The sequence below is a fragment of the Paucibacter sp. B2R-40 genome (assembly GCF_025717555.1).
In the GTDB taxonomy this organism is placed as follows: domain Bacteria; phylum Pseudomonadota; class Gammaproteobacteria; order Burkholderiales; family Burkholderiaceae_C; genus Paucibacter_A.
The window spans coordinates 336,927-361,858 of the sequence record NZ_JAJIRP010000003.1; the positions used below are offsets into that span (position 1 = coordinate 336,927).

Sequence of the window (24,932 nt, forward strand, 5' to 3'; positions counted from 1 at the left end):
ACCCGACGCATAATCTCGGCCATGCATGTTTTTCGCGGCTTCAACCACCCCGGCATCGCGCCCGCTTGCGCGCTGACCATAGGCAATTTCGACGGCGTCCACCGCGGCCACCAGGCCATGCTGGCCCTGCTCAAGTCTGAGGCGCAGCACCGCGGCTTGCCGTCTTGCGTGATGAGCTTTGAGCCGCATCCGCGGGATTTCTTCGCCGCCAAACTGGGTCAGCCCGAACTGGCCCCGGCGCGCATCGCCTCGCTGCGCGACAAGCTCAGCGAGTTAGAGCGCTGCGGCATCGAGCAGGTGGTGGTGCTGCGTTTTGATGAGCGCCTGGCCAGCTTGAGTGCGCAGGACTTTATTCAGCAAGTGTTGCTGCGAGGTCTGGGCGCCAAATACATCTTGGTCGGCGACGACTTTCGCTTCGGCGCCAAGCGCCAGGGCGACTACGCGACGCTGGACGCGGCCGGCCGCGTCCAGGGCTTTGATGTCGCTCGGATGATGAGTTATGAAGTCCACGGCCTGCGCGTCAGCAGCTCGGCCGTGCGTCAAGCGCTGGGCACCGGTGATATGGCGGCGGCAGCCCGGCTGCTGGGTCGGCCTTACTCGATCTCCGGTCACGTGGTCCACGGCAAAAAGCTCGGCCGCAGCCTGGGCGAGTCGGCCGAAGGGGCGGCCGATGGCTTTCGCACCTTGAACCTGCGCTTTGCCCATGACAAGCCGGCCGCCAATGGCATATTTGCCGTGCGCGTGCATGGCTTGGCCAAGCAGAATTTGGACGGCGTCGCCTCACTGGGGCGCCGGCCCACGGTAGAGGACGCAGGCCGCGTCTTGCTGGAGGTGCATTGCCTGGACTGGCCCGCGCAAATCGGCGTAGACGGGGCCTACGGTAAACTCGTGCGTGTGGAACTACTGCATAAACTTCGCGACGAAGCCCGCTACGACGGCTTGCCCGCCTTGACGGCCGCCATCCGGCAGGATGTGGCGCACGCCCGCGCTTTTTTGGCCACCCATGCGGCAAGCCTGCGCCAAACCACCCGCGACCGAATTTGACGCTGCTGCTGCGGCCTTTTGAATCGCGCCGCTCGCTTTAGATTCGCACCGGACGCCGCCCGAACAAGCGCCCTTCCTCCCTAGCTGCGGCTTCATGCATCAAGCGTGCAGGCAGCCCAAACGTTTGAGTTCCGCCATCATGACCACCGACAAAAAAGACTACCGCGCCACGCTGAATCTGCCGGACACGCCTTTCCCGATGCGGGGCGACTTGCCCAAGCGCGAGCCGGGCTGGGTCAAGGCCTGGGAAGAGCAAGGCACCTACCAGCGTCTGCGCGAAGCGCGCGCCGGGGCGCCCAAATTCGTCCTGCATGATGGCCCGCCCTATGCCAACGGCCAGATCCACATCGGCCACGCCGCCAACAAGATCTTGAAGGACATGATCGTCAAAGCGCGCCAGCTGGAGGGCTTTGACGCCGCCTACATCCCCGGCTGGGACTGCCACGGCCTGCCGATCGAAAACCAGATCGAAAAGACCTTCGGCCGCGGCCTGCCACGCGATGAGGTGCAGGCCAAGAGCCGCGCCTATGCGGGCGAGCAAATCGACGCGCAGCGCCAGGACTTCAAGCGCCTGGGCGTGTTGGGCGATTGGGCCAAGCCCTATCGCACCATGGATTTCAAGAACGAAGCCGGCGAGATCCGCGTGCTCAAGCGCCTGTTCGAGCGCGGTTTTGTCTACCGTGGCTTGAAGCCCGTGTACTGGTGTTTTGACTGCGGCTCCTCGCTGGCCGAATTCGAGATCGAATACCAGGACAAGCAAAGCCCGGCGGTGGACGTGGCCTTCTTGAGTGCGGAGCCGGCAAAGCTGGCCGCTGCTTTCGGCCTGGCCCAACTGGACAAAGAAGCCTTCACCGTCATTTGGACGACGACGCCCTGGACCATCCCTGCCAATCAGGCGCTGAATCTGAACCCGGATCTGAGCTACGCGCTGGTCGACACGCCGCGCGGCATCTTCATGATCGCCGAGGCGCTGGTCGAGAAGTGTCTGAGCCGCTGGCAGCTCGAAGGCACCGTGCTGGCCACAACCATCGGCAAGAATCTGGCCGGTCTGAACTTCAAGCATCCTTTGGCCCATGTGGACGCCGGCTACGATCGCCTGAGCCCCGTCTACTTGGCCGACTACGCCACCGCCGATGACGGCACCGGCGTCGTCCACTCGGCGCCCGCCTATGGCCTGGATGACTTCCAGTCCTGCGTCGCCCATGGCATGGCCTTCAAGGACATCATCAACCCGGTACAAGGCAACGGCGCTTACGAGGCCGAACTGCCGCTGTTCGGCGGCATGCATATCTGGAAAGCCAACCCGGTCATCGCCCAAGCCTTGGAAGACGCCGGCCGCCTGCTCTCGCACACCAAGATCACCCACAGCTACCCGCATTGCTGGCGCCACAAGACGCCAGTGATCTACCGCGCGGCGGCGCAGTGGTTTGTACGCATGGACGAAGGTGTGGGTTTGTTTGCAAGCGAGACACCCGAAAAATCGCTGCGCCAGACCGCGCTGGAAGCCATTGAGGCGACCAGTTTCTACCCGGAAAATGGCCGCGCCCGCCTGCGCGACATGATCGCCGGGCGGCCCGATTGGTGCATCTCGCGCCAGCGCAGCTGGGGCGTGCCGCTGCCGATCTTTTTGCACAAAGACAGCGGCCTGGCGCACCCGAACACGCTGGAGTTCATCGAGCGTGCGGCCGTCATCGTCGAGGCCGGTGGCGTCGAGGCCTGGGCCAAGCTGGACCCGGCCGAGTGGCTGGGTGCCGAAGCCGCCGAGTACAGCAAGGGCAGCGACATCCTGGACGTCTGGTTCGACTCCGGCTCGACCTTCCAGCATGTCTTAAAGGGCAGCCATCTGGGTGCCGCGCACGACAAGGGCCCCGAGGCTGACCTCTACTTGGAAGGCCATGACCAACATCGCGGCTGGTTCCATTCCTCGCTGCTGATCGCCTGCGCGCTCTACGGCCGTGCGCCCTACAAGGGATTGCTGACCCACGGCTTTGTGGTGGATGGCCAGGGTCGCAAGATGAGCAAGTCGGTCGGCAATGTGGTGGCGCCGCAGACCGTCAGCGACAAGATGGGCGCGGAGATCATCCGCCTGTGGTGCGCCTCCACCGACTATTCGGGTGACTTAGGGTTGGATGAAAAAATCCTCGCCCGCGTCGTCGACGCCTACCGCCGCATCCGCAACACCCTGCGCTTCTTGCTCGCCAATACCAGCGACTTCGATGCGGCCAAGGACGCCGTGCCGCTGGATCAGCTGCTGGAAGTAGATCGTTACGCGATGGCCCGCGCGGCCGAGTTGCAGGGCGAGATCCTGGCGCATTTCCAGCGCTATGAATTCCACCCGGTCGTGGCCAAGCTGCAGGTCTATTGCTCGGAAGACCTCGGCGGCTTCTACCTTGATGTACTGAAGGACAGGCTCTACACGACCGCGCCCGGCAGCTTGGCGCGCCGCTCGGCCCAGACCGTGCTCTGGCATTTGAGCCACGCGATGCTGCGCTGGATGGCGCCGTTCTTGAGCTTCACGGCCGAGGAGGCTTGGGGCATTTTTGAAGGCGGCCACGAAGGCAAGAGCATCTTCATCGAGACTTACTGGAAGTTCGAGGCTGTCGATGCCGAACTGCTGGCCAAGTGGAGTCGCATCCGCGAGATCCGCGAGGCCGTCAACCGCAGCATCGAAGAGGTGCGCAAGGCCGGCGATGTCGGCTCATCCTTGCAAGCCGACGTGGTGCTGGGTGCGCCGGCCGCCGACCTGGCGCTGCTGCAAACACTGGCAGATGACTTGAAGTTTGTGTTGATCACTTCGGCCGCCACCTTGGTCGAAGCGGCTGAACTGACCGTCTCGGTCACGCCGTCGACGCAAGTCAAGTGCGAGCGCTGCTGGCACTACCGCGCGGACGTGGGCGCCAACCCGGCACATCCGACGATTTGCGGGCGCTGCGACAGCAATCTGCACGGCCGCGGTGAAACCCGCTTGGTGGCCTGAGCCATGGCGACCAAAGGGAAAAGCAGCGGCGGCAACAAGCTCGGTCAGTGGCTAGGCCTGGCCCTGATCGTGATCCTGCTGGACCAGTTCACCAAGGTCTTGATCCTGGGGAACTTTCAGTTAGGGGATAGCCGCTTCGTCACCAGTTTTTTCAATGTCGTGCGCGTTCACAACACCGGGGCGGCCTTCAGCTTTCTGGCCGGCGCGGGCGGCTGGCAGCGTTGGTTCTTTGTTGGCCTGGGCGCGCTTGCAACGATCTTCATCACCGTCATGCTGCGCCGCCATGGCCAGCAGACGCTGTTCGCAACAGCGCTGAGCCTGATTCTGGGCGGCGCCATCGGCAATGTGATCGACCGCCTGCTGCACGGCTATGTGGTCGACTTCATCCAGGTGCACGCGGGCGGCTGGTACTTCCCGTCCTTCAATATCGCCGACAGCGCGATCACGGTCGGCGCGGTGCTGCTGATCTGGGACGAAATCCGGCGCGTGCGGCGCGGCTGAATCTTGAATTAGTTCGCCAGTCTGCTGGAAAGCCCGGTGGCGCGCCGGGTCGGCTGTGCACTACGCTGCGCGCATGATGCCCAACACGCCAGAAAACGAGCCAGCGTACCTGCCCCCGTCCGCTTCGGAAAAACTGGCCACCGAGCCACCGCCGCTCGACAACTCTTTCAATATTGCGCTGCGTAGCCTGAGTCTGCGCGACCCCTTGTGCTGGCTGGCAGCGGGCTTGCGCGATTTCCGCCGGGCGCCCGCTATCGGCCTGTTTTACGGCCTGTGCTTCATGCTGATGGGCTGGGCAATTCTGGGCGTGTTTCGGCATGCGCCGATTTACACCCTGGCCTTGTCGGCCGGGTTCTTGCTGATGGGGCCCTTTATGTGCCTGGGCCTCTACCAAGTGAGTGCGCGGCTGGAGAGAGGCGAGAAACCGACCTTGCTCGACTCGCTGACCGCTTGGCGGCGCCGCCTGTCGCAAATCGCCATCTTTGGTGGCGTACTCTTGATACTGGAGATGATCTGGGGGCGCGCCGCGCTGATTGTTTTTGCGGTTAGCTTTGACGGCATGCCCGACTTTGCCGGCTCGATCACCAAGCTGCTTGACCCTGAGAACCTCGGCTTCATCGTCGCCTACATGGCCGTAGGCGGCCTGTTCGCGGGCTTGATTTTTTCGATCAGTGTGATTGCAATGCCCATGCTCTTGGCCCGTCAAGCCGACGCGGTGACGGCCGGCCTGACCAGCTTGCGCTTGGTGCTGGCACAGCCGGGCGTGATGCTGCTGTGGGGATTTTTGATCACCAGCATCGTGGTGCTGGCACTCCTGCCTTGGTTTGCCGGACTCTTGATCGCCGGGCCGGTGCTGGGACACGCCAGTTGGCATGCTTACCGTGCGGCCGTGGTCGATTGAGCAATTTCTTGGGCTTGGTCGAGCAATAAAACTTGGCCACTCCGGGCCACGTCAAGCGGGTCAAGACACAATGCAGGGTTAGCTCCCTCTCTTGTACGGTCCCAACTGAATTCTCATGCTCGACTTTTCTTGTTTGACGCATTACGACTGGCTTGACGTACCCATGTGGGTCTTCGACGCCGAGCGCCAGCGCAATCTTTGGGCCAACGCGGCCGCTCTGCGGTTTTGGCAGGCCGGTACGGCCGAAAAGTTTCTCTCCAGTGATTTTTCGGACACCAGCATGGCCGTGCGGGAGCGCCTGGCCGTCACTGCGGCCGACCACGCGCAAGGCAAGATCGTGCGTGAGCAATGGACGCTCTACCCCAAGGGCCTGCCAACGACCGTCATGCTGGTTTCGCGCGGCATTCTGACGCCAGATCGTCGCCAGGTGATGCTGTTCGCCGCCGACTCCCTGGCCAGTGGCGCGGACCTGAGCGCGCTGCGCGGCATCGAAGCGTTGCAACACACCTCCGTTCGCATCGCAGTTTTCAGTCTCAAGGACGGAAGCTGCTTGATGCGTAATCCGGCCGCCGCATTGGCTTTTGCGCAGGGCAAGCCCTCCAAGCCGGCCCAACAAACCGAGTTGGCCGCCGTCTTTGCCCACGCGGATGACGCGGCTCACGTGATCGCACAAGTGCGTGCCGGCCAGAACGTCAAGGCGGACTTCGAGCTACTCACCAGTGCCGGTCAATGCTGGCATGGCATCAATGCCAGTCTGATGCGCGACCCGGCCACCGGAGAGCCCGTCCTGCTTTTGAATGCCCGCGATATCGCCGACTTGAAGGCCAGTCAGGCAGCGTTGGAAACGGCGCGCGAAGCCGCTGAAGCGGCCAGTCAGGCCAAGAGTAGCTTTTTGGCCAATATGAGCCATGAGATCCGCACGCCGATGAATGGCGTACTGGGTCTGACCGAGTTGGTGCTGCTGACCGAGCTGACCGACAAGCAACGCAAATTCATCGAATTGGCGCACAACTCGGCCAAAGGTCTGATGGTCATCATCAACGATTTGCTCGACGTCGCCAAGATCGAAGCCGGCCGAGTGCAGATCGATCAGGCGCCCTTCTCGCTGCATGACTGCCTGCGCGAAGCCCTGCACCCCTTGCTGCTGCAAGCGCATGAAAAAGGCATACAGCTGCACGCCCGCGTCCAACCTGGCGTTCCCCAACGTGCGCTGGGCGACGCGCTCAGGCTGCGCCAGGTGCTGGTCAATCTGGTCGGCAATGCGCTCAAGTTCACTGAGAAAGGCGAAGTGCGGCTGGAAGTGAAAATGGTGGAACCAGATCTCAGCGAGCCTCAAGCTGGTCAAGACCTTGCGATCGACGACACCGGCCTGCGCCTGCGCTTCAGCGTTCACGACACCGGTATCGGCATGACCAAAGACCAGATTACGCAGATCTTCGAGCCCTTTACCCAAGCCGACGGCAGCATCACGCGTCGCTATGGCGGCACCGGTCTGGGGCTGACCATCGTCCAGCGCTTGGTCAACTTGATGGGTGGGCGCATCTTGGTCGAAAGTCAGCCCGGCACCGGCTCCTGCTTCAGCTTTGAAGTGGCCTTGAAGATGGAGCCCAAGCCGACCGTTGCGGCGGGGTCCTGAGGACGCAAGCTTTGCATCTCAGCCCTCGTCTGGCATTGATGCTGACACTGCCGCCCTTGATGTGGGCTGGCAATGCAGTCGTCGGCCGCTTGATGGTGGGCAGCGTCCCGCCATTGGCCTTGAATGCGATGCGTTGGACCTTGGCCGCCTTGCTCTTGCTGCCGCTGGCCTGGCGGCTACTTGCCAGGCCAGCGCCGCTGCTGCAGCATTGGCGTTACCTGGCGCTGACCGGCTTTCTGGGCATGGGCTGCTACAACGCCCTGCAATACCAGGCGCTGCGCACCTCAACCCCGCTCAACGTCACCCTGATTGCCGCCAGCATGCCGGTCTGGATGCTGGCTGTGGGTGCGGTGATGTTTGGCGTTAGGCCGAAGCGGCCACAATTGATCGGCGCAGTCTTGTCGCTCGCCGGCGTGGCCTGTGTGATTGCGCGCGGCCAAATCGGCAACTTGGCCGCAGTGCAGTTCGTCAGTGGCGACTTGCTGATGCTGTTGGCGGTTTTCAGTTGGGCCATTTACAGCTGGTTGCTGGCGCGCCCGACGGCAACCATGCGTGAGGCAGCCAAACCCGACTGGAACTGGGCCGAGCTCTTGCTGGCGCAAATCCTCTTTGGCCTTTTGTTTGCGGGCAGCATGGCCGGGCTGGAGCAATTTGCCGGGCCGGCGCCAATTCACTGGGGGCCAAGCCTTGGCTTGGCGCTGGCCTTTGTGGCGATAGGCCCGTCCCTGATTGCCTACCGCTGCTGGGCTCAGGGCGTCGCCCAAGCCGGGCCGGCCGTGGCGGCTTTTTTCAACAACCTAACGCCGGTATTCGCCGGGCTGCTGTCGGCCGCACTTCTGGGCGAATGGCCGCATTGGTACCACGGCCTCGCCTTTGCCCTGATCGTGAGTGGAATCTGGGTGTCGGCGAAGGGCCAACAAGGTTGAATTAGGTGCAAAGCCTATAGCCCATAGCCCATGAAATTCCCGAAGTTTTTCGCGGGCTGAAATGAGAAAAGGCCCGCTAGAAACTAGCGGGCCTTACTCAATTTCATCTTGGCGGAGTCGGAGAGATTCGAACTCTCGATGCAGGTTTTGCCCACATACTCCCTTAGCAGGGGAGCACCTTCGGCCACTCGGTCACGACTCCAGCACAGCCTTGAATTCTATACTAAGAATTCAAGACTGAGAAGACTTATGTAGGAATTTGTTCCAATTCAAACGCGCGGTGCAGGGCACGCACGGCCAACTCCATGTACTTCTCGTCGATGACGACGCTGGTCTTGATTTCGCTGGTGGAAATCATCTGGATATTGATGCCCTCTTCGCTCAAGGCGCGGAACATTTTGGATGCCACGCCCACATGCGAGCGCATGCCGATGCCGACGATAGAAACCTTGCAGATGCGCGCATCGCCGACCACCTTGGCCGCCTGTGTGGCCGGTCCAACCGTCTTCTCCAGCAACTCCATCGTGCGCGCGTAATCGTTGCGGTGAACGGTGAAGCTGAAGTCGGTCTTGCCGTCATGCGAGACGTTTTGGATGATGACGTCGATGTCGATATTCGCGTCTGCCACCGGGCCCAGAATCTGGAAAGCGATGCCTGGCTTGTCGGGCACGCCCAGCAAGGTCACCTTGGCCTCATCGCGGTTGAAGGCAATGCCGGATACGACGGCTTGTTCCATTTTCTCGTCCTCTTCAAAACTGATCAAAGTGCCAGACTTGGCTTCTTCTTCGATGGAAATATCCCAGGGTGTGAAGCTGGACAACACACGCAGCGGCACCCGGTACTTGCCGGCAAATTCAACCGATCGGATCTGCAGGATCTTGGAGCCCAGGGAGGCCATCTCCAGCATTTCTTCGAAACTGATGGTGTGCAAGCGCCTGGCCTCCGGCACGATGCGCGGGTCGGTCGTGTAGACGCCGTCCACATCGGTGTAGATCAGGCATTCGGCCGCCTTCAAGGCCGCCGCAATCGCGACCGCCGAAGTGTCTGAACCACCGCGACCCAGGGTCGTGATGTTCTGGTCTTCGTCCACGCCTTGGAAGCCGGCAATGACCACCACCTTGCCTGCCGCCAGGTCGGCGCGCACGCGGGTGTCGTCAATGCTCTCGATGCGCGCCTTGGTGAAGCTGGAGTCGGTCGCGACCGGCACTTGCCAGCCGGTATAACTGACCGCTTCGACGCCTTCGGCCTGCAAGGCAATCGCCAACAAGCCAACCGACACCTGCTCGCCGGTGGCGGCAATCATGTCAAGCTCGCGGTTCAACTCGGGGCTGCCGACGGCGGGGGACAACTCCTTGGCAAGCCCGAGCAAGCGATTGGTCTCGCCGCTCATCGCCGAAGGCACAACCACCATCTGGTGGCCGGCGCGCGCCCATTTGGCAACGCGCTTGGCGACATTGCGGATGCGTTCGGCCGAACCCATCGAGGTGCCGCCATATTTGTGAACAATCAATGCCATAGCTTTGTATTTTTCGCGGAGGGGTCGAAAGGCCCTGTCGGGTCGAAATAAGTAAGAAAGAATCGAAAAGCGCCGCGGTCGCCGGCGCCAATTCTACTGTTGCATTGCAGCAATATGACATTCAATCGGGTTACATCGCTTGCAAGCACCGGGCTTTAGCAACAAATCATCCCGGCTCTACTCATCCCGGATCGACCCACCAAGCCAAGCTGACTTGAGGCAGGCCGTCCGCTGCCCTGTAGCGCGCATTCAAACCGAGGCCAGGAACAAAAAGCAAGTCCTCACCCAGAAACAGCAAGGGGCCCCGCCGGCACCAAGCCGGCACAGCCTGCTCTTGATAGACCTTCTTCAGGCTGCGCAGCACGCCTTTGGCCTTGAACTGGAACTGCTCGCCGCCGCCACGGGTTCGCAACGTCAACTGCGTCAATTTGGCCAATTCGACACCGCCAGACCCCACCGGCTCGACCAGCCACGCACCACCCCATGCCGGCACGGGATGTACACCGACGCTGGATAAGTCGATCTCCTGCGGCGGCAATACTGGTTCATTGCTCAAGCCGGCATCGGCTTTCAAAAACCATTGCAGCTCCCCCCTGTAAAGCCGCAGCTCACCACCGCCACAGTACCAAGTCCCGGTACTGCTCACCGGCAACTCAAGCAGCAAGCGCTGTACCAAACTGGCCGAAGCAGGCCGCCCCAATTGCGCTGCCAACCAGGCACGTAAGGCGTTACTGGCACGGGCTGGTGACAAGGCCAGCAAGCCGTCGACGGCCAAACCCGTTTGACTTGCCAAGCTGGCCAAGCCGGCCAAGTCTGCACTTGCGATTTCCTGCTGCAAGGCCAAGGCTTGCTGCGCCCAAGTCCCCGCCTGCGCCAGGCTTGCTTGCGCCTGCGGGAAGGCTTGCAGCAAGGCCGGCCAGACCGTCAGGCGCAGCCGATTGCGGGCAAAGCGGGGGTCGCTATTGCTGTCGTCCTCAATGTGGGTCAGGCTATGCGCCAGCACATAAGACTCAATAGCCTCACGAGGCTGATTCAGCCAAGGCCGGGCCCAACAGATGCCATCGCGCCATTGCTGCGCCGGCATAGCGGCCATACCTGCCACACCGGCACCACGAAGTGCTTGCAGCAACAGCGTCTCGGCCTGATCGCGTTGATGGTGCGCAAGCAAGATCAAATCGGCGCCCGCCTGTTTGGCCATAGCGGTTAAAGCGGCGTAACGCAACTCGCGCGCCCAGGCTTCGGTACTTTGTGCCGGGGCCGGTTTGCCTTCAAGTCGGGTCGACAAAAACCGTACCGGCTGACCCGCTGCCGACCAGCTTTCGCATTGCCCCTCGCAAGCCTCCAGCCAATCATCGGCAAAGGCGCTAAGCCCATGATGCACATGCAGAGCCAGCACCTGAAGTTGGGCGCCGGCCGCATTCAAGGCTGCAGCTTGTTGGACACAGGCATGCAGCAAGGCGGTGGAATCTCGGCCGCCGCTATAGGCGACGGCGATCAGCGACGGCTCGCTGCGATCAGCGATTCTTGGTATCGCCGAATCGGCCATAGGACTGCAGGCGCTCATAGCGGCGATCCAGCAATTCCTTGGGCTTGAGGTCGCTGACTTGACGCAGCGCATCACTCAAAGCGCGCTTCAAATTCGAGGCCATCTGCTTGTTGTCGCGATGCGCGCCACCGACCGGCTCATTGACGATCTTGTCGATCAAGCCCATGGCCTTGAGCCGATGGGCGGTGATGCCCAAGGCGCTGGCGGCCTCCGCCGCACGGTCAGCCGATTTCCACAAAATCGACGCACAGCCTTCCGGAGAAATCACCGAATAGGCCGAGAACTGCAACATCAACACCTGATCGGCCACGCCAATAGCGAGCGCGCCACCGGAGCCGCCCTCACCGATCACGGTCGCGATGATGGGCACTTCCAACTGGGCCATCTCGAAGATATTGCGGCCAATCGCTTCCGACTGGCTGCGCTCTTCGGCACCAATGCCGGGATAAGCACCCATGGTGTCAATCATCGTGAACACCGGCAGGCCGAACTTCTCGGCCAGCTTCATCAGCCGCAGGGCCTTGCGATAGCCTTCGGGGCGCGGCATGCCGAAATTGCGCAGCGCACGCTCCTTGGAGTCTGCTCCGCGCTGATGGCCAACCACCATGCAGGCCTGGCCATTGAAGCGCGCCAAGCCGCCCACAATCGCCGCATCATCGGCAAAGTGACGGTCACCGTGAAGTTCCTGGAATTCGGTGAAGACTTCCTTGCAGTAGTCGAGGGTCTGCGGGCGCTGCGGGTGGCGGGCGATTTGGTAGACCTGCCAAGGCGCCACACTGGCGTAGACATCCTTGGTGAGCTGCATGCTCTTTTTGCTGAGTCGGTCGATCTCCTCGGAGATATCGACCGCTGACTCGCTTTGCACGTAGCGCAGCTCTTCGATTTTGGTCTCGAGTTCAGCGATGGGCTGCTCGAAGTCTAGAAAATGTTTCTTGCTCATCCTGCGAATCTTTTTCAGTGAGGAAGGTCCTATGCCGGGCCGCCCATTTTAAGGGCTGCCCGAGAACGGAAGATCGTTACTCCACCGGGAGCGGATCGAGGCTGCGCCAAATGTACCATGTGGCTACCGAGCGGTAAGGTGACCAAGCGTCACCTACTTCGCGTGCTTCGGCCCTGGAAACCGGCTCGCCGGAGAAGTAATTTTCGCTGATGCCCTTCAATAGCCTGGGGTCATCCAGCGGCATCACATTGGGCCGCATCAGGTGGAAGATCAGGAACATCTCGGCCGTCCAGCGGCCAATGCCGCGAATGGCGACCAACTCGTCAATGATGGCCTCGTCTTCCATCTGCGCCCATTGACGCACATGGACCTTGCCGGCCTCAAAGTTCTGCGCCAGATCACAAAGATAGTCCACCTTGCGCGCCGACAGGCCGGCTGCTCGCAGAGCACCATCGGGCAAAGCGAGCACCGCTGCAGGCTGCACACGGTTGGCCGAACCACCGATCAAGCCGGAGAATTTCTCCCACGCAGCCTGCGCCGTCTTGACGGAAATTTGCTGCCCGATGATGGAGCGGGCCAGGGTCGTAAAGGCATCGCTGCGGCTCTGCAGACGGGCTTCGCCGAAAGCAGGAATCAACTTCTTCATCACCCGATCACGCTTGACCAGATGCCGGCAGGCCTCGTCCCAATAGTCCGGCGTTACACCGGTCGCACTTGTGCGCCCCACTTCAGGCCTTCATCCAGGTCGTACCGTTGGCCGAATCTTGCAAAACAATCCCGGCGGCCAGCAACTCGGCACGAATCCTGTCGGCGCCAGCAAAGTCACGTGCCGCTTTAGCCGCGGCGCGTGCTGCAATCTGCTGCTCAATGGCCGACTCATCCAAGACCGTACTAACACCACCGTTTTGCAGATAGTCACGCGGCCGCTGCTGCAACACCCCCAAGATGGCGCCCAACTGCTTCAACAATGTGGCATCGGCGAGAGATGCGCTGCGATTGACTTGTGCCGCCAACTCAAAAAGCGCGGCGATCGCGCCCGGTGTGTTGAAGTCATCATCCATAGCCGCGCGGAAGGCTGCCGCTTGAGGATGCGTCCAGTCGATCTCGCTGCCACCCTGGGGCACGTCCAAACCGTCCAGCGCGGTATACAGCCGGCACAAGGCGACGCGAGCGTCATCCAAGTTCACATCGCTGAAATTGAAGGGACTTCGGTAATGGGTGCGCAGCATGAAGTAACGCAGAGTCTCTGCGTCATAGCGCGCCAGCACTTCGCGGATCGTGAAGAAGTTGCCCAGGGATTTGGACATCTTGACCTGATCCACATTCAAAAGACCGTTGTGCGCCCAGATGGTGGCAGGCGGCAGACCGCTGGCGCCTTCGCTCTGGGCAATTTCGTTCTCGTGGTGAGGGAATTGCAGATCAGCACCGCCGCCATGCAGGTCGAACTGCTGGCCCAGGAGCGCGCAGGCCATCGCCGAGCATTCGATATGCCAACCGGGCCGGCCGGGTCCGTAGTCCGAGGCGAACTTGGCGTCCTCGGGTTCCTCGGCCTTGGCAGCCTTCCAAAGCACGAAGTCGAGCGGATCTTGCTTACCCTCGTCAACCGCCACCCGCTCACCCGAGCGCAGATCGTCCAGCGAACGCCCACTCAGCTTGCCGTAACCCTCGAACTTGCGAACCGAATAATTGACGTCACCATTGCTGGCGCGATAGGCCAGACCCTTGCCCTCAAGCGCGCCAATCATCGACAACATCTGCGGCACAAACTCGGTCGCGCGCGGCTCATGGGTGGGCCGCTCGACGCCCAGCGCATCCAGATCGGCATGCATGGCCGCGACCATCTCCTCGGTCAACTGGCGGATCGGAATAGCGCGTTCCAGCGCGCGGCGGATGATCTTGTCATCGATGTCGGTGATGTTGCGCACATAAGTCACCCGATAATCACTCGCACGCAACCAGCGGTAGATCAGGTCGAACGCCACCATCATCCGCGCATGACCGACATGGCAAAGATCGTAAATCGTGATGCCGCACACATACATGCGTGCGTGGCCGGGTTCAAGGGGTTCAAAGGGCTGCACCGCGCGGGTCAGCGTGTTGTAAATGCGAAGGGACATGGAGCTCTCGGGGGCTACGTCGGCAAGGTGCCGACGGGCTGACCTGCGGTTCATGGGGGCCTACAAAGCGCCCCGTCATAGGCCGTTCCAAGAGCGGTCCGGCTTCAGGCGGGTCGCCGTAGAATGGCCATCAGTATAGCGGTTGACCCGGGCTTTCAAGCCCGGACTGACCCTGATCTAGCGCGCGCAAGCGGTGGAAAACCAGCCCAAATCCTCATGCCATTTAGCAAATATATAAAGCCAAACACCTTGTTTTTGCTGCTGGCATTGCTACTCACCTTGAGTTCGGCGCGCGCCGGTGACGTCGAGGCCGCCCAGCGCCAATGGCTGGCCGGCCAGCGCCCGCAAGCGGTCGCCACGCTGGAGGCCGCGCTGCTAAAAACGCCGCATGAATTGAAGCTTCGCTTCGCCCTGGGGGTGATGCGTATGGAGCTGGGCGAGACCGCCGCCGCCCTCGCCATCTTCACCGCCTTGACTCAGGACTTCCCAGATCTCGCAGACCCATTTAACAATCTTGCCGTCCTGCATGCCGGCATGGGCGAGCTGGATCTGGCCCAGCAGGCCTTGGAGCAAGCGCTGGCCTTGCAGCCCGGCCATGCTCAAGCGCAAGAGAACCTGGGCGATATCTTGCTTCGCCAAGCACACCGTGCTTATCAGCGCGCGCAAGCGAGCCAGACCGCCCCCTCCAGCTCGCTTGGCCTCAAGCTGACGCAAACGCAAGCGCTGCTGCAAACCCTGAAGCTGTCCGCGCAGTGAGCGCCCGGGCCATCAAGCCACGTCACCCGTGTCGAGAGAGTCAAGTAGACACAGCACGGCCCGGCTCTTTCTTGTGAGTGACAATCCAGTCACCCAGACTTTTGTTCCAACAACAGAATCTATGCACGCTCCAAGACGCACCCCTTTGATTCGCAGCCTTCTGCTGGCCGCCGGCATTGCCTTGGCGGCCGTCGCAGCCCAGGCTCAGACTGTGAAGCTCAGCACCAGTGAGGGCGATATTCGCATCTTGCTGGACGCCGAAAAGGCGCCCAAGACGGTCGCCAACTTCCTGCAATACGTCAAGTCAGGCCATTACAACGGGCTGATCTTTCACCGGGTGATTGAGAACTTCATGATTCAGGGCGGCGGCTTCAGCGTCGACATGAAGCAAAGGCCGACCAAGCCGCCGATCCCGCTTGAAGCCAATAACGGTCTGTTGAATCTGCGCGGCAGCCTCGCCATGGCCCGCACCAACGACCCCAATTCGGCCACCTCGCAATTCTTTGTCAACACCGTCGACAACGCCTTCCTCGACGCCGCCAATTCGCCCGGCGGCCAAGGCGGTTATGCGGTGTTCGGCCAGGTCATCGAAGGCATGGATGTGGTCGACAAGATCCGCTCGGTGCCGGTTGGCAATAGTGGCCAGCACCAAAACATTCCCCTAAAACCCGTCATCATCAACAAAGCCATTGTGGAGTCCAACAAATGAGCACCAAGACCGTCGAACTGCATACCAACCATGGCCTGATCACCGTCGAGCTTGATCTGGCCAAAGCGCCCATCTCGGCCGAAAACTTCCTCGCCTATGTGCGCAGCGGCCACTATGACGGCACGGTGTTTCACCGCGTCATCAAGCGCTTCATGATCCAGGGCGGCGGTTTCGCGGTCGGCATGAAGCAAAAGCCAACCACCGGCGAGATCCAGAACGAAGCCAATAACGGCCTCAAGAACGAGCACTACACGCTGGCCATGGCACGTACCAGCGCGCCGCACTCGGCCTCCAGCCAGTTCTTCATCAACACCACCAACAACGACTTTCTGAACTTCAAATCAGAAACCGCTGGCGGTTGGGGTTATGCGGTTTTTGGCAAGGTCATCGCCGGCAAAGAAGTCGTGGACGCGATCGAAAAAGTCCGCACCGGCAACTCGGGCGGTCATGGTGACGTACCGGTGGAAGACGTGATCATTGAGCGCGCGGTTGAACTCGCCTGAAACGCTTGATGCGGGGCCGGCAAAAGCGGCCCCCTCGCTGGCTTTTGACGAACTGACGGCGCCGCCCGCGTGGCGCCGCATCGAATTCCTCTCCGATCTGCACCTTTCGCCGCAAACACCGGCGACGCTGGCGGCATTGCAGGCCCATCTCCAAGCGACCAGCGCGGACGCTGTGCTGCTGCTGGGCGATATCTTCGAGGTCTGGGTCGGTGACGATGCCCGCTTTGATGAATTCGAGGCCTCTTGCCTTGAGATTCTGCGCAGCGCCGGCGCACGCCTGAAGCTCTACTTCATGGCCGGCAACCGCGACTTTTTGCTGGGGCCCGACATGCTCAAAGACTGCGGCGCGCAGGCCTTGAGCGACCCCACCGTACTGTGCGCTTTTGGCCAGCGCTGGCTGCTCACGCACGGTGACGCCTTGTGCCTGGCCGATAGCGCTTACCAGGCCTTCAGGACGCAGGTCAGGACACCGCAATGGCAAGCTCAATTCCTTGCGCAGCCGCTGGACGTACGCCGTGCACTGGCCCAGCAGATGCGCGACGGCAGCAAAGCTCAGCAAGCGATGCAGCGAGAGGACTTGTGGGCCGATCTTGACACCGAGGCCTGCATAGCCTGGCTCAAGGCCACCGACTGCAAGGCGCTCATCCACGGCCACACCCACCGGCCGGCCGAGCATGTGCTGGCGCCGGGGCTGATCCGCCATGTCTTGTCGGACTGGGACTTCGAGTCCGAGGCACCGCGCGGCGATGTACTGCGCCTGCGCGCTTCCGGCCTGCGTCGCATCCCGCTGGTCTGATGTGGCGCCGCCTGCAGCATGCATGGGCCGCTAAACTTGAGGCGCGCACGCTACGCCGCCACCCCATCCCCGAGCCGCTCTGGCAGTTGACCTTGCTGCGCTACCCCTTCTTGGCGCAGCGCAGCGCCGCCGATTTGGCCGAGCTGCGCCGACTGTGCTCCCTATTCTTGGCCGAAAAAGAGTTTCACGGGGTGGCCGGCTTCGAAGTCAGCGATGACATCGCCCTGGCCGTCGCGGCGCAAGCCTGCCTGCCGGTGCTACGCTTGGGGCTGAGCTGGTACGCGGGCTTTGTCGGCATCGTCATCCATGCCGACGAGGTGGTGGCCCAGCGCGAGTTCATGGACGAGGACGGCGTGGTCCACGAATTCGAAGAAGAACTGGCCGGCGAGGCGATGGAAGGTGGCCCGCTGATGCTGGTGTGGTCGGCCTTCGAGCCTGATCCGGGCAGTGCATCAGCAGATGCTGCGATCTTCAATGTCGTCATCCACGAATTCGCCCACATCATCGATATGCACGGCGGCTGGGCCGACGGCGTACCACGCCAGGCTGACAAGGCCGCTCACGCGCATTGGCTGGCGGTGATCGAAGCGGAGTGGCAATGGTTTTGCGAGCGCGTCGATGCGGGCGCTGCGACGCTGATCGACCCCTATGGCGCCGAGAGCCCGGAGGAGTTCTTCGCCGTCGCGGTCGAGGCTTTCTTTGTAGCACCACGGGCGCTGCTGGGCGAACAACCTGCGCTGTACCTGCTGCTCGCCGGCTTCTTCCAGCAAGACCCGGCCGGCTAAAAAAAAGAAACCCCGCAGGGTCTCTTTTTACAACTCACTAACGCAGCGGCTCAGCTGGCCGTGGCCGGCTCTGCCTTGGGTTTGTTGTCACGCACCTTGAGCGGCTGGATGTCCAGCAAGGTCTGACCCTCATCGTCCACATCCACGCTCAAGCGCCCGCCATCCACCAGGCGACCGAACAGCAACTCATCCGCCAAAGCGCGGCGAATAGTGTCCTGAATCAAACGCTGCATAGGACGTGCACCCATCAGCGGATCGAAACCCTTGACCGCCAAATGCTTGCGCAATTTGTCGCTGAAGGTGACCTCGACCTTCTTCTCCTGCAACTGACTTTCCAGTTGCAGCAGGAACTTGTCGACCACGCGCATGATGATCTCGGAATCCAGCGCACGGAAGGACACGATGGCATCCAAGCGGTTACGGAACTCGGGCGAGAACAGCTTTTTGATATCGGCCATCTCATCGCCCTGCTCGCGCGAGTTGGTGAAGCCGATGGTCGACTTGTTCATCGTCTCGGCGCCCGCATTGGTCGTCATGATGATGATCACATTGCGGAAGTCCGCCTTGCGCCCGTTGTTGTCGGTCAGCGAGCCATGGTCCATCACCTGCAGCAGCACATTGAAGACATCCGGATGCGCCTTCTCGATTTCATCGAGCAAGAGCACCGCATGTGGCTTCTTGGTGATCGCCTCGGTCAGCAGCCCACCCTGATCGAAACCCACGTAGCCCGGAGGGGCCCCGATCAATCGGCTGACCGCATGACGCTCCATGTATTCGGACATGTCGAAGCGGACCAACTCGATGCCCAGGATATAGGCCAACTGCTTGGCCACCTCGGTCTTGCCCACGCCGGTCGGGCCGCTGAACAAGAAGCTGCCGATCGGCTTGTCCGGCTTGCCCAGACCCGAACGCGCCATCTTGATGGCCGCAGCCAAGGCGTCGATCGCCGGCCCCTGACCAAACACCACGCTATTGAGGTCACGGTCCAAAGACTTCAGCTTGCTGCGGTCGTCGCTGGACACGGATGCCGGCGGGATGCGCGCAATCTTGGCGACGATGTCCTCGACTTCGCTGCGGGTGATGGTCTTCTTCTGCTTGTTCTTGGGCAAGATGCGCTGAGCGGCGCCGGCCTCGTCGATGACGTCGATCGCCTTGTCGGGCAAATGCCGGTCATTGATGTATTTGGCTGACAACTCGGCGGCAGCCTGCAAGGCACCCAAAGCGTACTTGACGCTGTGATGCTCCTCGAAGCGCGACTTCAAACCCTTCAGAATCTCGATCGTCTGCTCGACCGAGGGCTCGGCCACATCAACCTTCTGGAAGCGCCGGCTCAGCGCCGCATCCTTCTCGAAGATGCCGCGGTACTCAGTGAAAGTGGTCGCACCGATGCACTTCATGGCGCCGCTCGACAGCGCCGGCTTGAGCAAGTTGCTGGCATCCAGCGTACCGCCCGAGGCGGCACCGGCACCGATCAAGGTGTGGATTTCATCGATGAACAGAATCGCGTTGGGCTGATCTTTCAATTGCTTCAAGACCGCCTTCAGCCGCTGCTCGAAGTCACCCCGGTATTTGGTGCCTGCCAACAGCGAGCCCATATCGAGTGAATAAACCACTGCCTCGGCCAGCACGTCGGGCACCTGGCCTTCGGTGATGCGCCAGGCCAAGCCCTCGGCGATGGCCGTTTTGCCCACACCGGCCTCACCGACCAGCAGCGGATTGTTCTTGCGCCGGCGGCACAGCACTTGCACCACGCGCTCGACTTCCAGCTCACGGCCAATCAGCGGATCGATCTTGCCGTCTTTGGCGAGTTGATTCAAGTTCTGGGTGAACTGATCCAAAGGCGAGCCCTTGCCCTGCCCTTCGCCATCTTCACGCTCTGCCTCGGGGTTAGCCGCGGCGTCGGCACCCTTGGGTGCGTCAGGGGGATCAGACTTCTTGATCCCATGGGCGATGAAGTTCACCACGTCCAAGCGGGTCACACCCTGCTGATGCAAGTAGTAGACGGCGTGCGAGTCTTTCTCGCCGAAGATCGCCACCAGCACATTGGCGCCGGTGACTTCCTTCTTACCGCTGCCAGTGGATTGCACATGCATGATGGCGCGCTGAATCACACGCTGAAAACCCAGCGTGGGCTGCGTATCCACCTCATCTGCTCCGCCCACGGTGGGCGTGTTTTCCTTGATGAATTGCGCCAAACTCTTGCGCAAATCATCAAGATTGGCCGAACAAGCCCGCAGCACTTCGGCTGCTGAAGGGTTGTCCAACAATGCCATCAGCAAGTGCTCGACGGTAATGAATTCGTGGCGCTGCTGGCGCGCCTCGACGAACGCCATGTGCAGGCTAACTTCAAGCTCTTGCGCAATCATGCGGCCTCCATAATGCACTGCAAAGGATGGCCGGCTCGCCTTGCGGCTGCCAGCACCAATTCGACTTTCGTCGCTGCGACGTCCTTGCTGAAGACGCCGCACACCCCACGACCATCGTGGTGGATTTTTAGCATGATCTGGGTTGCGGTATCCAGGTCATGACGGAAATACTCCTGCAAAACCATCACGACAAATTCCATCGGCGTGAAGTCATCGTTCAGCAGCAGGACTTGATAAAGCCGCGGTGGTTCGGTTTTTTGGGTCGCACGCTCGAGGGTGGTGGTGCCGTCGGTACCCTCGCGACCCGGATTGAGGGTCGGCGGCACCGGCGGTTGACTGGGAATATCTGGCATGTCTTGATTCTATCGACTGAGTCCAAGCCACGCTTGGACTCAGTTGCATCTTGCGCCATAGCGGCCAATTGCAAGCCTTGAATTGGTGCGTCCACAAGGCTTTTTTCACAAACTTGAGAGAGACCAAGGGTCTGCCCCATTCGGGCAGGTCCCGAATTGACACAGCCTTGGCTGAATTTCAAAATCCCCGGCGGTGCAAACAGCACCGTGACTATGGGGAAGGAGTTGGCTATGGCCTTTGGGACAGTCAAGTGGTTCAACGATGCAAAGGGTTTCGGGTTCATCGAACCTGAAGCCGGCGGCGACGATGTATTCGCCCATTTTTCGGCCATACAAATGGACGGTTTTCGAACTTTGCCGCAAGGCGGGCGGGTCAGCTATGAACTGATCCAAGGCCCCAAGGGTCAGCTGGCGCAGAACATCACGCCAATGGATACACCTGCCAATCAGAGCTCAGCCCACCCAAAGGCATTGAGTGAGTTGAGTGAAATGGCCTGAACCGGCGCACGAGTACTCGAAAAAGGCGAGCGCTCAGGACGCCTCAGCGCCCGCCGATTTTTTGCGAAAGCGGCTTGAATCCGGCCGCTCACAGCAGGTAACGCGGCCTTGCAAACGGGTCGCACCAGCGGCCTCGTCCACATCAAACTGGTCACGCATTTGGGCCATCCGTGCGAGCTCACCGCCACGGCGCCCGCAGACATACCTGGGAACTATGACGCCCTGTCCGTAGAATGCAGGCCGCTTGACCCATCCGTCAGACCTGTATCAGCAACTGATGGCACAGTGACGGGTCTGCGCAAACCAATCGCGCAAAGCCAAAAGCCATCAGCTCAAACGATGCAACACTCAGCAGCCCTTTCCGGAGATTTGTGAATGACCACCAAGCAGCCGACCATCATCTACACCCTCACCGATGAGGCCCCCTTGCTGGCGACCTGCGCCTTCCTGCCCATCATCCGCACCTTCACGGCGCCCGCTGGTATCCAAATCGAGGAGAGCGATATTTCGGTGGCCTCGCGCGTGCTCGCCGAGTTCCCTGAATTCCTGAGCGAAGCCCAGCGTGTGCCGAACACCTTGGCCGAGCTGGGGCGCCTGACTTTGCTGCCCGACACCAACATCATCAAGTTGCCCAATATCAGCGCATCGGTGGGTCAGCTGCAGTCCTGCATCCGCGAATTGCAGTCCAAGGGTTTCGCCATCCCCGACTATCCGGAAGACCCGAAGTCCGAGGAAGAAAAGTCCATTCGCGCACGCTACTCACGCTGCACCGGCAGCGCCGTCAACCCGGTCCTGCGCGAAGGCAACTCTGACCGCCGCGCGCCGCGTGCCGTCAAGGAATACGCCCGCAAACACCCTCACTCCATGAGCGATTGGGCGCAGGCTTCGCGCACCCACGTCTCGCACATGCACCACGGTGATTTCTACCATGGCGAAAAGTCGATGACGCTGGACAAAGCGCGTGACGTCAAGATGGAATTGGTGACCAAGAGCGGCCAGACCATCATCTTGAAACCCAAGGTGTCCTTGAAAGATGGCGAGATCATCGACTCGATGTTCATGAGCAAGACGGCGCTGTGCGAGTTCTATGAGCAAGAGATTGAAGACGCCTACAAGCACGGCGTGATGTTCTCGCTGCACGTCAAGGCCACGATGATGAAGGTTTCGCACCCGATCGTCTTCGGCCACTGCGTGCGGATCTTCTACAAGGAAGCCTTCGCCAAACACGCCCAACTCTTCGAGGAACTCGGCGTCAACGTCAACAACGGCATGGTCAATCTGTATGACAAGCTCGCCACGCTGCCCAGCTCGCAGCGCGAAGAAGTCATGCGTGACCTGCACGCTTGCCATGAAAAGCGTCCCGAGTTGGCGATGGTCGATTCGGCCAAAGGCATCACCAATTTCCACTCGCCCAATGACATCATCGTCGACGCCTCGATGCCGGCGATGATCCGCATGGGCGGCAAGATGTGGGGCGCCGATGGCCGTCCGAAGGACGTGAAAGCCGTGATGCCCGAATCGACCTTTGCTCGCATCTATCAGGAGATGATCAACTTCTGCAAATGGCATGGCAACTTCGACCCCACCACCATGGGCACCGTACCCAATGTGGGCCTGATGGCGCAGCAGGCCGAGGAGTACGGTTCACATGACAAGACCTTCGAGGCGCCCGAGGACGGCGTGGCCAACATCACCGACCTCGCCACCGGCGAAGTGCTGCTGAGCCAGAACGTCGAGGCCGGCGACATCTGGCGCATGTGCCAGGTCAAGGACGCGCCGGTGCGCGACTGGGTCAAACTGGCCGTCACACGCGCGCGCAACTCGGGCATGCCAACCGTGTTCTGGCTGGACCCGTACCGCCCGCACGAAAACGAGCTGATCAAAAAGGTCAAGCTCTACCTGAAGGATCACGACACGACGGGTCTGGACATCCAAATCATGTCGCAGGTGCGCGCCATGCGTTACACCTTGGAGCGCGTCGTGCGCGGCCTGGACACCATCTCGGTCACAGGCAATATCTTGCGCGACTACCTGACCGACCTGTTCCCCATCATGGAACTCGGTACTTCGGCCAAGATGCTGTCGATCGTGCCCTTGATGGCTGGTGGCGGCATGTACGAGACCGGAGCTGGCGGTTCGGCACCTAAGCACGTCAAACAGTTGGTCGAAGAAAACCATCTGCGCTGGGACTCGCTGGGTGAGTTCCTGGCTTTGGCGGTGTCCTTGGAGGATCTTGGCATCAAGACCGACAACGCACGCGCCAAGCTGCTGGCGAAGACGCTGGACGCGGCCACAGGCCGGCTGCTCGACAACAACAAGAACCCTTCGCCCAAGACCGGCCAACTCGACAATCGCGGCAGCCAGTTCTACCTGGCCATGTTCTGGGCGCAGGAACTGGCGACCCAGACCGAGGACAGCGCATTGGCCGCGCACTTCGCTGGGCTGGCCAAGTCGCTGGCCGACAATGAGCAGAAGATCGTGGACGAGTTCCAGGTCATTCAGGGTCAAGCAGCCGACATCGGCGGCTACTACCTGCCCGACCCGGTGAAGACCCAAGCTGTGATGCGCCCAAGCACGACGCTTAACGCCGCTTTGGCAGCCTCGGCCGCGCTACAGGGCTGAAGCCCATGCCGCCAAATTGGCGGCTGTTTTCTCATGCACTGCGCGTAAAAAAGCCCCGCTCTCCACAGGAGAACGGGGCTTTTGTCCGTCAGCCGAAGCCGACGTTCGTCTTACATATGCTCAATCATGACGGCGCCGAAACCCGAGCACGAGACTTGCGTCGCGCCGTCCATCAGGCGCGCAAAGTCATAAGTGACCCGCTTGCTCAGAATCGATTTACCCATCGATTCAATGATCAGGTCGGCCGCTTCCAGCCAGCCCATATGACGCAACATCATTTCGGCCGAGAGGATTTCTGAACCCGGGTTCACATAGTCCTTGCCGGCGTACTTGGGTGCTGTGCCATGCGTGGCTTCAAACATCGCGATCGAGTCGCTCAGGTTGGCACCCGGGGCGATGCCGATACCGCCCACTTGAGCGGCCAAGGCGTCGGACACATAGTCGCCGTTCAGGTTCAGCGTGGCAATCACCGAGTACTCGGCTGGACGCAAGAGGATCTGCTGCAAGAAGGCGTCGGCGATCGAATCCTTGATGATGATGTCCTTGCCGGTCTTAGGGTTCTTGAGCTTGCACCATGGGCCGCCGTCGATCAACTCGGCGCCGAATTCCTTCTGCGCCAGGTTGTAGGCCCAATCACGGAAGCCACCTTCCGTGTACTTCATGATGTTGCCCTTGTGCACGATGGTGACGCTGGGCTTGTCATTGTCGATCGCGTACTGGATCGCCTTGCGCACCAGGCGCTCGGTACCCTCACGCGAGACCGGCTTGACGCCGATACCTGAAGTCTCGGGGAAACGGATCTTCTTGACACCCATTTCCTCTTGCAAGAACTTGATCAGTTTCTTGGCCTTGTCGCTCTCGGCTTCGAATTCGATGCCGGCATAGATGTCTTCCGAGTTCTCGCGGAAGATCACCATATCGGTCTTGTGGGGCTCTTTCACCGGCGAAGGCACGCCGGGGAAGTAACGCACTGGGCGCAGGCACACATACAGATCCAGCTCTTGACGAAGTGCCACGTTGAGCGAACGGATACCGCCGCCGACCGGCGTGGTCAGCGGGCCCTTGATGGACACGACATAGTCCTTCAGCACCGTCAGCGTCTCGGCCGGCAGCCAAACGTCGGGGCCGTAGACCTTGGTCGCCTTCTCGCCGGCATAGATCTCCATCCAGTGGATTTGCTTTTTGCCGCCGTAGGCCTTGGCCACTGCTGCGTCAACCACCTTGATCATCACCGGGGTGATGTCCAGACCAGTGCCGTCACCTTCGATGAAAGGAATGATGGGCTGATCGGGCACGTTGAGCGAGAAGTCAGCGTTGACGGTGATCTTCTGCCCACCCTCGGGCACCTTGATGTGTTGGTACATGTATGTCGTCTCCACGGAGCGTGATTGAGAAAATTCGCTTTTAATTCTATGCGAGCAATGCCCGCTTGAAACGCCG

Annotated in this window: 21 protein-coding genes and 1 tRNA gene; 13 read left to right on the forward strand and 9 right to left on the reverse strand. The window is 61.0% G+C overall.

Going from position 1 to position 24,932, the window contains the following annotated elements:
* The first annotated feature begins 21 nt into the window (after positions 1 to 21).
* From LNV09_RS08050 to LNV09_RS08075, 6 genes are all read left to right on the forward strand, one after another.
* A complete protein-coding gene (locus LNV09_RS08050; RefSeq protein WP_263556572.1) occupies positions 22 to 1,044 on the forward strand; it encodes a bifunctional riboflavin kinase/FAD synthetase in 1,023 nt (340 codons plus the stop codon).
* 139 nt (positions 1,045 to 1,183) lie between these two features.
* A complete protein-coding gene (gene ileS, locus LNV09_RS08055; protein ID WP_263556573.1) occupies positions 1,184 to 4,021 on the forward strand; it encodes an isoleucine--tRNA ligase in 2,838 nt (945 codons plus the stop codon).
* 3 nt (positions 4,022 to 4,024) lie between these two features.
* Entirely contained in the window at positions 4,025 to 4,522 is a 498-nt protein-coding gene (gene lspA / locus LNV09_RS08060) for a signal peptidase II (RefSeq protein WP_263556574.1), read from the forward strand.
* 76 nt (positions 4,523 to 4,598) lie between these two features.
* A complete protein-coding gene (locus tag LNV09_RS08065; protein ID WP_263556575.1) occupies positions 4,599 to 5,423 on the forward strand; it encodes a DUF2189 domain-containing protein in 825 nt (274 codons plus the stop codon).
* Positions 5,424 to 5,538: 115 nt separating this feature from the next.
* A complete protein-coding gene (locus LNV09_RS08070) occupies positions 5,539 to 7,059 on the forward strand; it encodes an ATP-binding protein (protein ID WP_263556576.1) in 1,521 nt (506 codons plus the stop codon).
* Between the two features lie 38 nt (positions 7,060 to 7,097).
* Positions 7,098 to 7,985 (forward strand): DMT family transporter, encoded by an 888-nt coding sequence (locus LNV09_RS08075; RefSeq protein ID WP_411969242.1) that lies wholly within the window; start codon positions 7,098 to 7,100, stop codon positions 7,983 to 7,985.
* A gap of 109 nt (positions 7,986 to 8,094) precedes the next feature.
* Here the strand turns inward: LNV09_RS08075 and LNV09_RS08080 are convergent.
* From LNV09_RS08080 to cysS, 6 genes are all read right to left on the reverse strand, one after another.
* Positions 8,095 to 8,187: transfer RNA gene (locus LNV09_RS08080), tRNA-Ser, on the reverse strand.
* A 45-nt stretch (positions 8,188 to 8,232) separates the two neighbouring features.
* On the reverse strand, positions 8,233 to 9,501 hold the full coding sequence (locus tag LNV09_RS08085) for an aspartate kinase (protein ID WP_263556578.1): 1,269 nt from the start codon (positions 9,499 to 9,501) through the stop codon (positions 8,233 to 8,235).
* A gap of 181 nt (positions 9,502 to 9,682) precedes the next feature.
* Positions 9,683 to 11,065, reverse strand: coding sequence for a tRNA lysidine(34) synthetase TilS (gene tilS, locus LNV09_RS08090; protein ID WP_263556579.1), 1,383 nt, complete (start codon positions 11,063 to 11,065; stop codon positions 9,683 to 9,685).
* On the reverse strand, positions 11,016 to 11,987 hold the full coding sequence (locus LNV09_RS08095) for an acetyl-CoA carboxylase carboxyltransferase subunit alpha (protein WP_263556580.1): 972 nt from the start codon (positions 11,985 to 11,987) through the stop codon (positions 11,016 to 11,018). Before LNV09_RS08095 ends, tilS begins: the two co-directional genes overlap by 50 nt.
* A gap of 76 nt (positions 11,988 to 12,063) precedes the next feature.
* Positions 12,064 to 12,714, reverse strand: coding sequence for a DNA-3-methyladenine glycosylase family protein (locus LNV09_RS08100; protein ID WP_263556581.1), 651 nt, complete (start codon positions 12,712 to 12,714; stop codon positions 12,064 to 12,066).
* A 1-nt stretch (position 12,715) separates the two neighbouring features.
* Positions 12,716 to 14,104: a cysteine--tRNA ligase gene (gene cysS, locus LNV09_RS08105; protein WP_263556582.1), complete on the reverse strand. Its 1,389-nt coding sequence runs from the start codon at positions 14,102 to 14,104 to the stop codon at positions 12,716 to 12,718.
* A gap of 216 nt (positions 14,105 to 14,320) precedes the next feature.
* On the opposite strand from cysS, the gene LNV09_RS08110 reads away from it, so the two are divergent.
* From LNV09_RS08110 to LNV09_RS08130, 5 genes are all read left to right on the forward strand, one after another.
* Positions 14,321 to 14,860: a tetratricopeptide repeat protein gene (locus LNV09_RS08110; RefSeq protein WP_263556583.1), complete on the forward strand. Its 540-nt coding sequence runs from the start codon at positions 14,321 to 14,323 to the stop codon at positions 14,858 to 14,860.
* Positions 14,861 to 14,981: 121 nt separating this feature from the next.
* Positions 14,982 to 15,569: a peptidylprolyl isomerase gene (locus LNV09_RS08115; protein ID WP_411969236.1), complete on the forward strand. Its 588-nt coding sequence runs from the start codon at positions 14,982 to 14,984 to the stop codon at positions 15,567 to 15,569.
* Positions 15,566 to 16,072, forward strand: coding sequence for a peptidylprolyl isomerase (locus LNV09_RS08120; protein ID WP_263556584.1), 507 nt, complete (start codon positions 15,566 to 15,568; stop codon positions 16,070 to 16,072). The genes LNV09_RS08115 and LNV09_RS08120 overlap by 4 nt, the downstream gene beginning before the upstream one ends.
* On the forward strand, positions 16,059 to 16,868 hold the full coding sequence (locus LNV09_RS08125; protein WP_263556585.1) for a UDP-2,3-diacylglucosamine diphosphatase: 810 nt from the start codon (positions 16,059 to 16,061) through the stop codon (positions 16,866 to 16,868). Before LNV09_RS08120 ends, LNV09_RS08125 begins: the two co-directional genes overlap by 14 nt.
* On the forward strand, positions 16,868 to 17,653 hold the full coding sequence (locus tag LNV09_RS08130) for a M90 family metallopeptidase (protein WP_263556586.1): 786 nt from the start codon (positions 16,868 to 16,870) through the stop codon (positions 17,651 to 17,653). The genes LNV09_RS08125 and LNV09_RS08130 overlap by 1 nt, the downstream gene beginning before the upstream one ends.
* 50 nt (positions 17,654 to 17,703) lie before the next feature.
* Here LNV09_RS08130 and clpA read toward each other — a convergent pair whose 3' ends face one another.
* Both clpA and clpS read right to left on the reverse strand, forming a co-directional pair.
* Positions 17,704 to 20,019, reverse strand: a complete 2,316-nt coding sequence (gene clpA, locus LNV09_RS08135) for an ATP-dependent Clp protease ATP-binding subunit ClpA (protein ID WP_263556587.1) — start codon at positions 20,017 to 20,019, stop codon at positions 17,704 to 17,706.
* Positions 20,016 to 20,372 carry an ATP-dependent Clp protease adapter ClpS gene (gene clpS, locus LNV09_RS08140; protein WP_263556588.1) on the reverse strand — a complete coding sequence of 119 codons (357 nt, stop codon included), beginning with the start codon at positions 20,370 to 20,372 and terminating at the stop codon, positions 20,016 to 20,018. Before clpS ends, clpA begins: the two co-directional genes overlap by 4 nt.
* Positions 20,373 to 20,603: 231 nt before the next feature.
* On the opposite strand from clpS, the gene LNV09_RS08145 reads away from it, so the two are divergent.
* On the forward strand, positions 20,604 to 20,870 hold the full coding sequence (locus tag LNV09_RS08145) for a cold-shock protein (protein WP_263556782.1): 267 nt from the start codon (positions 20,604 to 20,606) through the stop codon (positions 20,868 to 20,870).
* Between the two features lie 375 nt (positions 20,871 to 21,245).
* On the forward strand, positions 21,246 to 23,492 hold the full coding sequence (locus LNV09_RS08150; protein WP_263556589.1) for an NADP-dependent isocitrate dehydrogenase: 2,247 nt from the start codon (positions 21,246 to 21,248) through the stop codon (positions 23,490 to 23,492).
* Positions 23,493 to 23,602: 110 nt separating this feature from the next.
* Here LNV09_RS08150 and icd read toward each other — a convergent pair whose 3' ends face one another.
* Positions 23,603 to 24,856, reverse strand: a complete 1,254-nt coding sequence (gene icd / locus LNV09_RS08155; RefSeq protein ID WP_263556590.1) for an NADP-dependent isocitrate dehydrogenase — start codon at positions 24,854 to 24,856, stop codon at positions 23,603 to 23,605.
* Positions 24,857 to 24,932: the final 76 nt, after the last annotated feature.

Excerpts from the sequence above, each read along its gene's own strand:
- clpS (WP_263556588.1), bottom strand. The coding sequence starts at position 20,372 with ATGCCAGATATTCCCAGTCAACCGCCGGTGCCGCCGACCCTCAATCCG.
- LNV09_RS08120 (WP_263556584.1), top strand. The coding sequence starts at position 15,566 with ATGAGCACCAAGACCGTCGAACTGCATACCAACCATGGCCTGATCACC.
- LNV09_RS08095 (WP_263556580.1), bottom strand. The coding sequence starts at position 11,987 with ATGAGCAAGAAACATTTTCTAGACTTCGAGCAGCCCATCGCTGAACTC.
- LNV09_RS08065 (WP_263556575.1), top strand. The coding sequence starts at position 4,599 with ATGCCCAACACGCCAGAAAACGAGCCAGCGTACCTGCCCCCGTCCGCT.
- LNV09_RS08085 (WP_263556578.1), bottom strand. The coding sequence starts at position 9,501 with ATGGCATTGATTGTTCACAAATATGGCGGCACCTCGATGGGTTCGGCC.
- icd (WP_263556590.1), bottom strand. The coding sequence starts at position 24,856 with ATGTACCAACACATCAAGGTGCCCGAGGGTGGGCAGAAGATCACCGTC.
- LNV09_RS08150 (WP_263556589.1), top strand. The coding sequence starts at position 21,246 with ATGACCACCAAGCAGCCGACCATCATCTACACCCTCACCGATGAGGCC.
- lspA (WP_263556574.1), top strand. The coding sequence starts at position 4,025 with ATGGCGACCAAAGGGAAAAGCAGCGGCGGCAACAAGCTCGGTCAGTGG.
- LNV09_RS08130 (WP_263556586.1), top strand. The coding sequence starts at position 16,868 with ATGTGGCGCCGCCTGCAGCATGCATGGGCCGCTAAACTTGAGGCGCGC.
- LNV09_RS08145 (WP_263556782.1), top strand. The coding sequence starts at position 20,604 with ATGGCCTTTGGGACAGTCAAGTGGTTCAACGATGCAAAGGGTTTCGGG.
- LNV09_RS08070 (WP_263556576.1), top strand. The coding sequence starts at position 5,539 with ATGCTCGACTTTTCTTGTTTGACGCATTACGACTGGCTTGACGTACCC.
- clpA (WP_263556587.1), bottom strand. The coding sequence starts at position 20,019 with ATGATTGCGCAAGAGCTTGAAGTTAGCCTGCACATGGCGTTCGTCGAG.
- tilS (WP_263556579.1), bottom strand. The coding sequence starts at position 11,065 with ATGAGCGCCTGCAGTCCTATGGCCGATTCGGCGATACCAAGAATCGCT.
- LNV09_RS08115 (WP_411969236.1), top strand. The coding sequence starts at position 14,982 with ATGCACGCTCCAAGACGCACCCCTTTGATTCGCAGCCTTCTGCTGGCC.
- ileS (WP_263556573.1), top strand. The coding sequence starts at position 1,184 with ATGACCACCGACAAAAAAGACTACCGCGCCACGCTGAATCTGCCGGAC.
- cysS (WP_263556582.1), bottom strand. The coding sequence starts at position 14,104 with ATGTCCCTTCGCATTTACAACACGCTGACCCGCGCGGTGCAGCCCTTT.
- LNV09_RS08050 (WP_263556572.1), top strand. The coding sequence starts at position 22 with ATGCATGTTTTTCGCGGCTTCAACCACCCCGGCATCGCGCCCGCTTGC.
- LNV09_RS08110 (WP_263556583.1), top strand. The coding sequence starts at position 14,321 with ATGCCATTTAGCAAATATATAAAGCCAAACACCTTGTTTTTGCTGCTG.
- LNV09_RS08075 (WP_411969242.1), top strand. The coding sequence starts at position 7,098 with ATGCTGACACTGCCGCCCTTGATGTGGGCTGGCAATGCAGTCGTCGGC.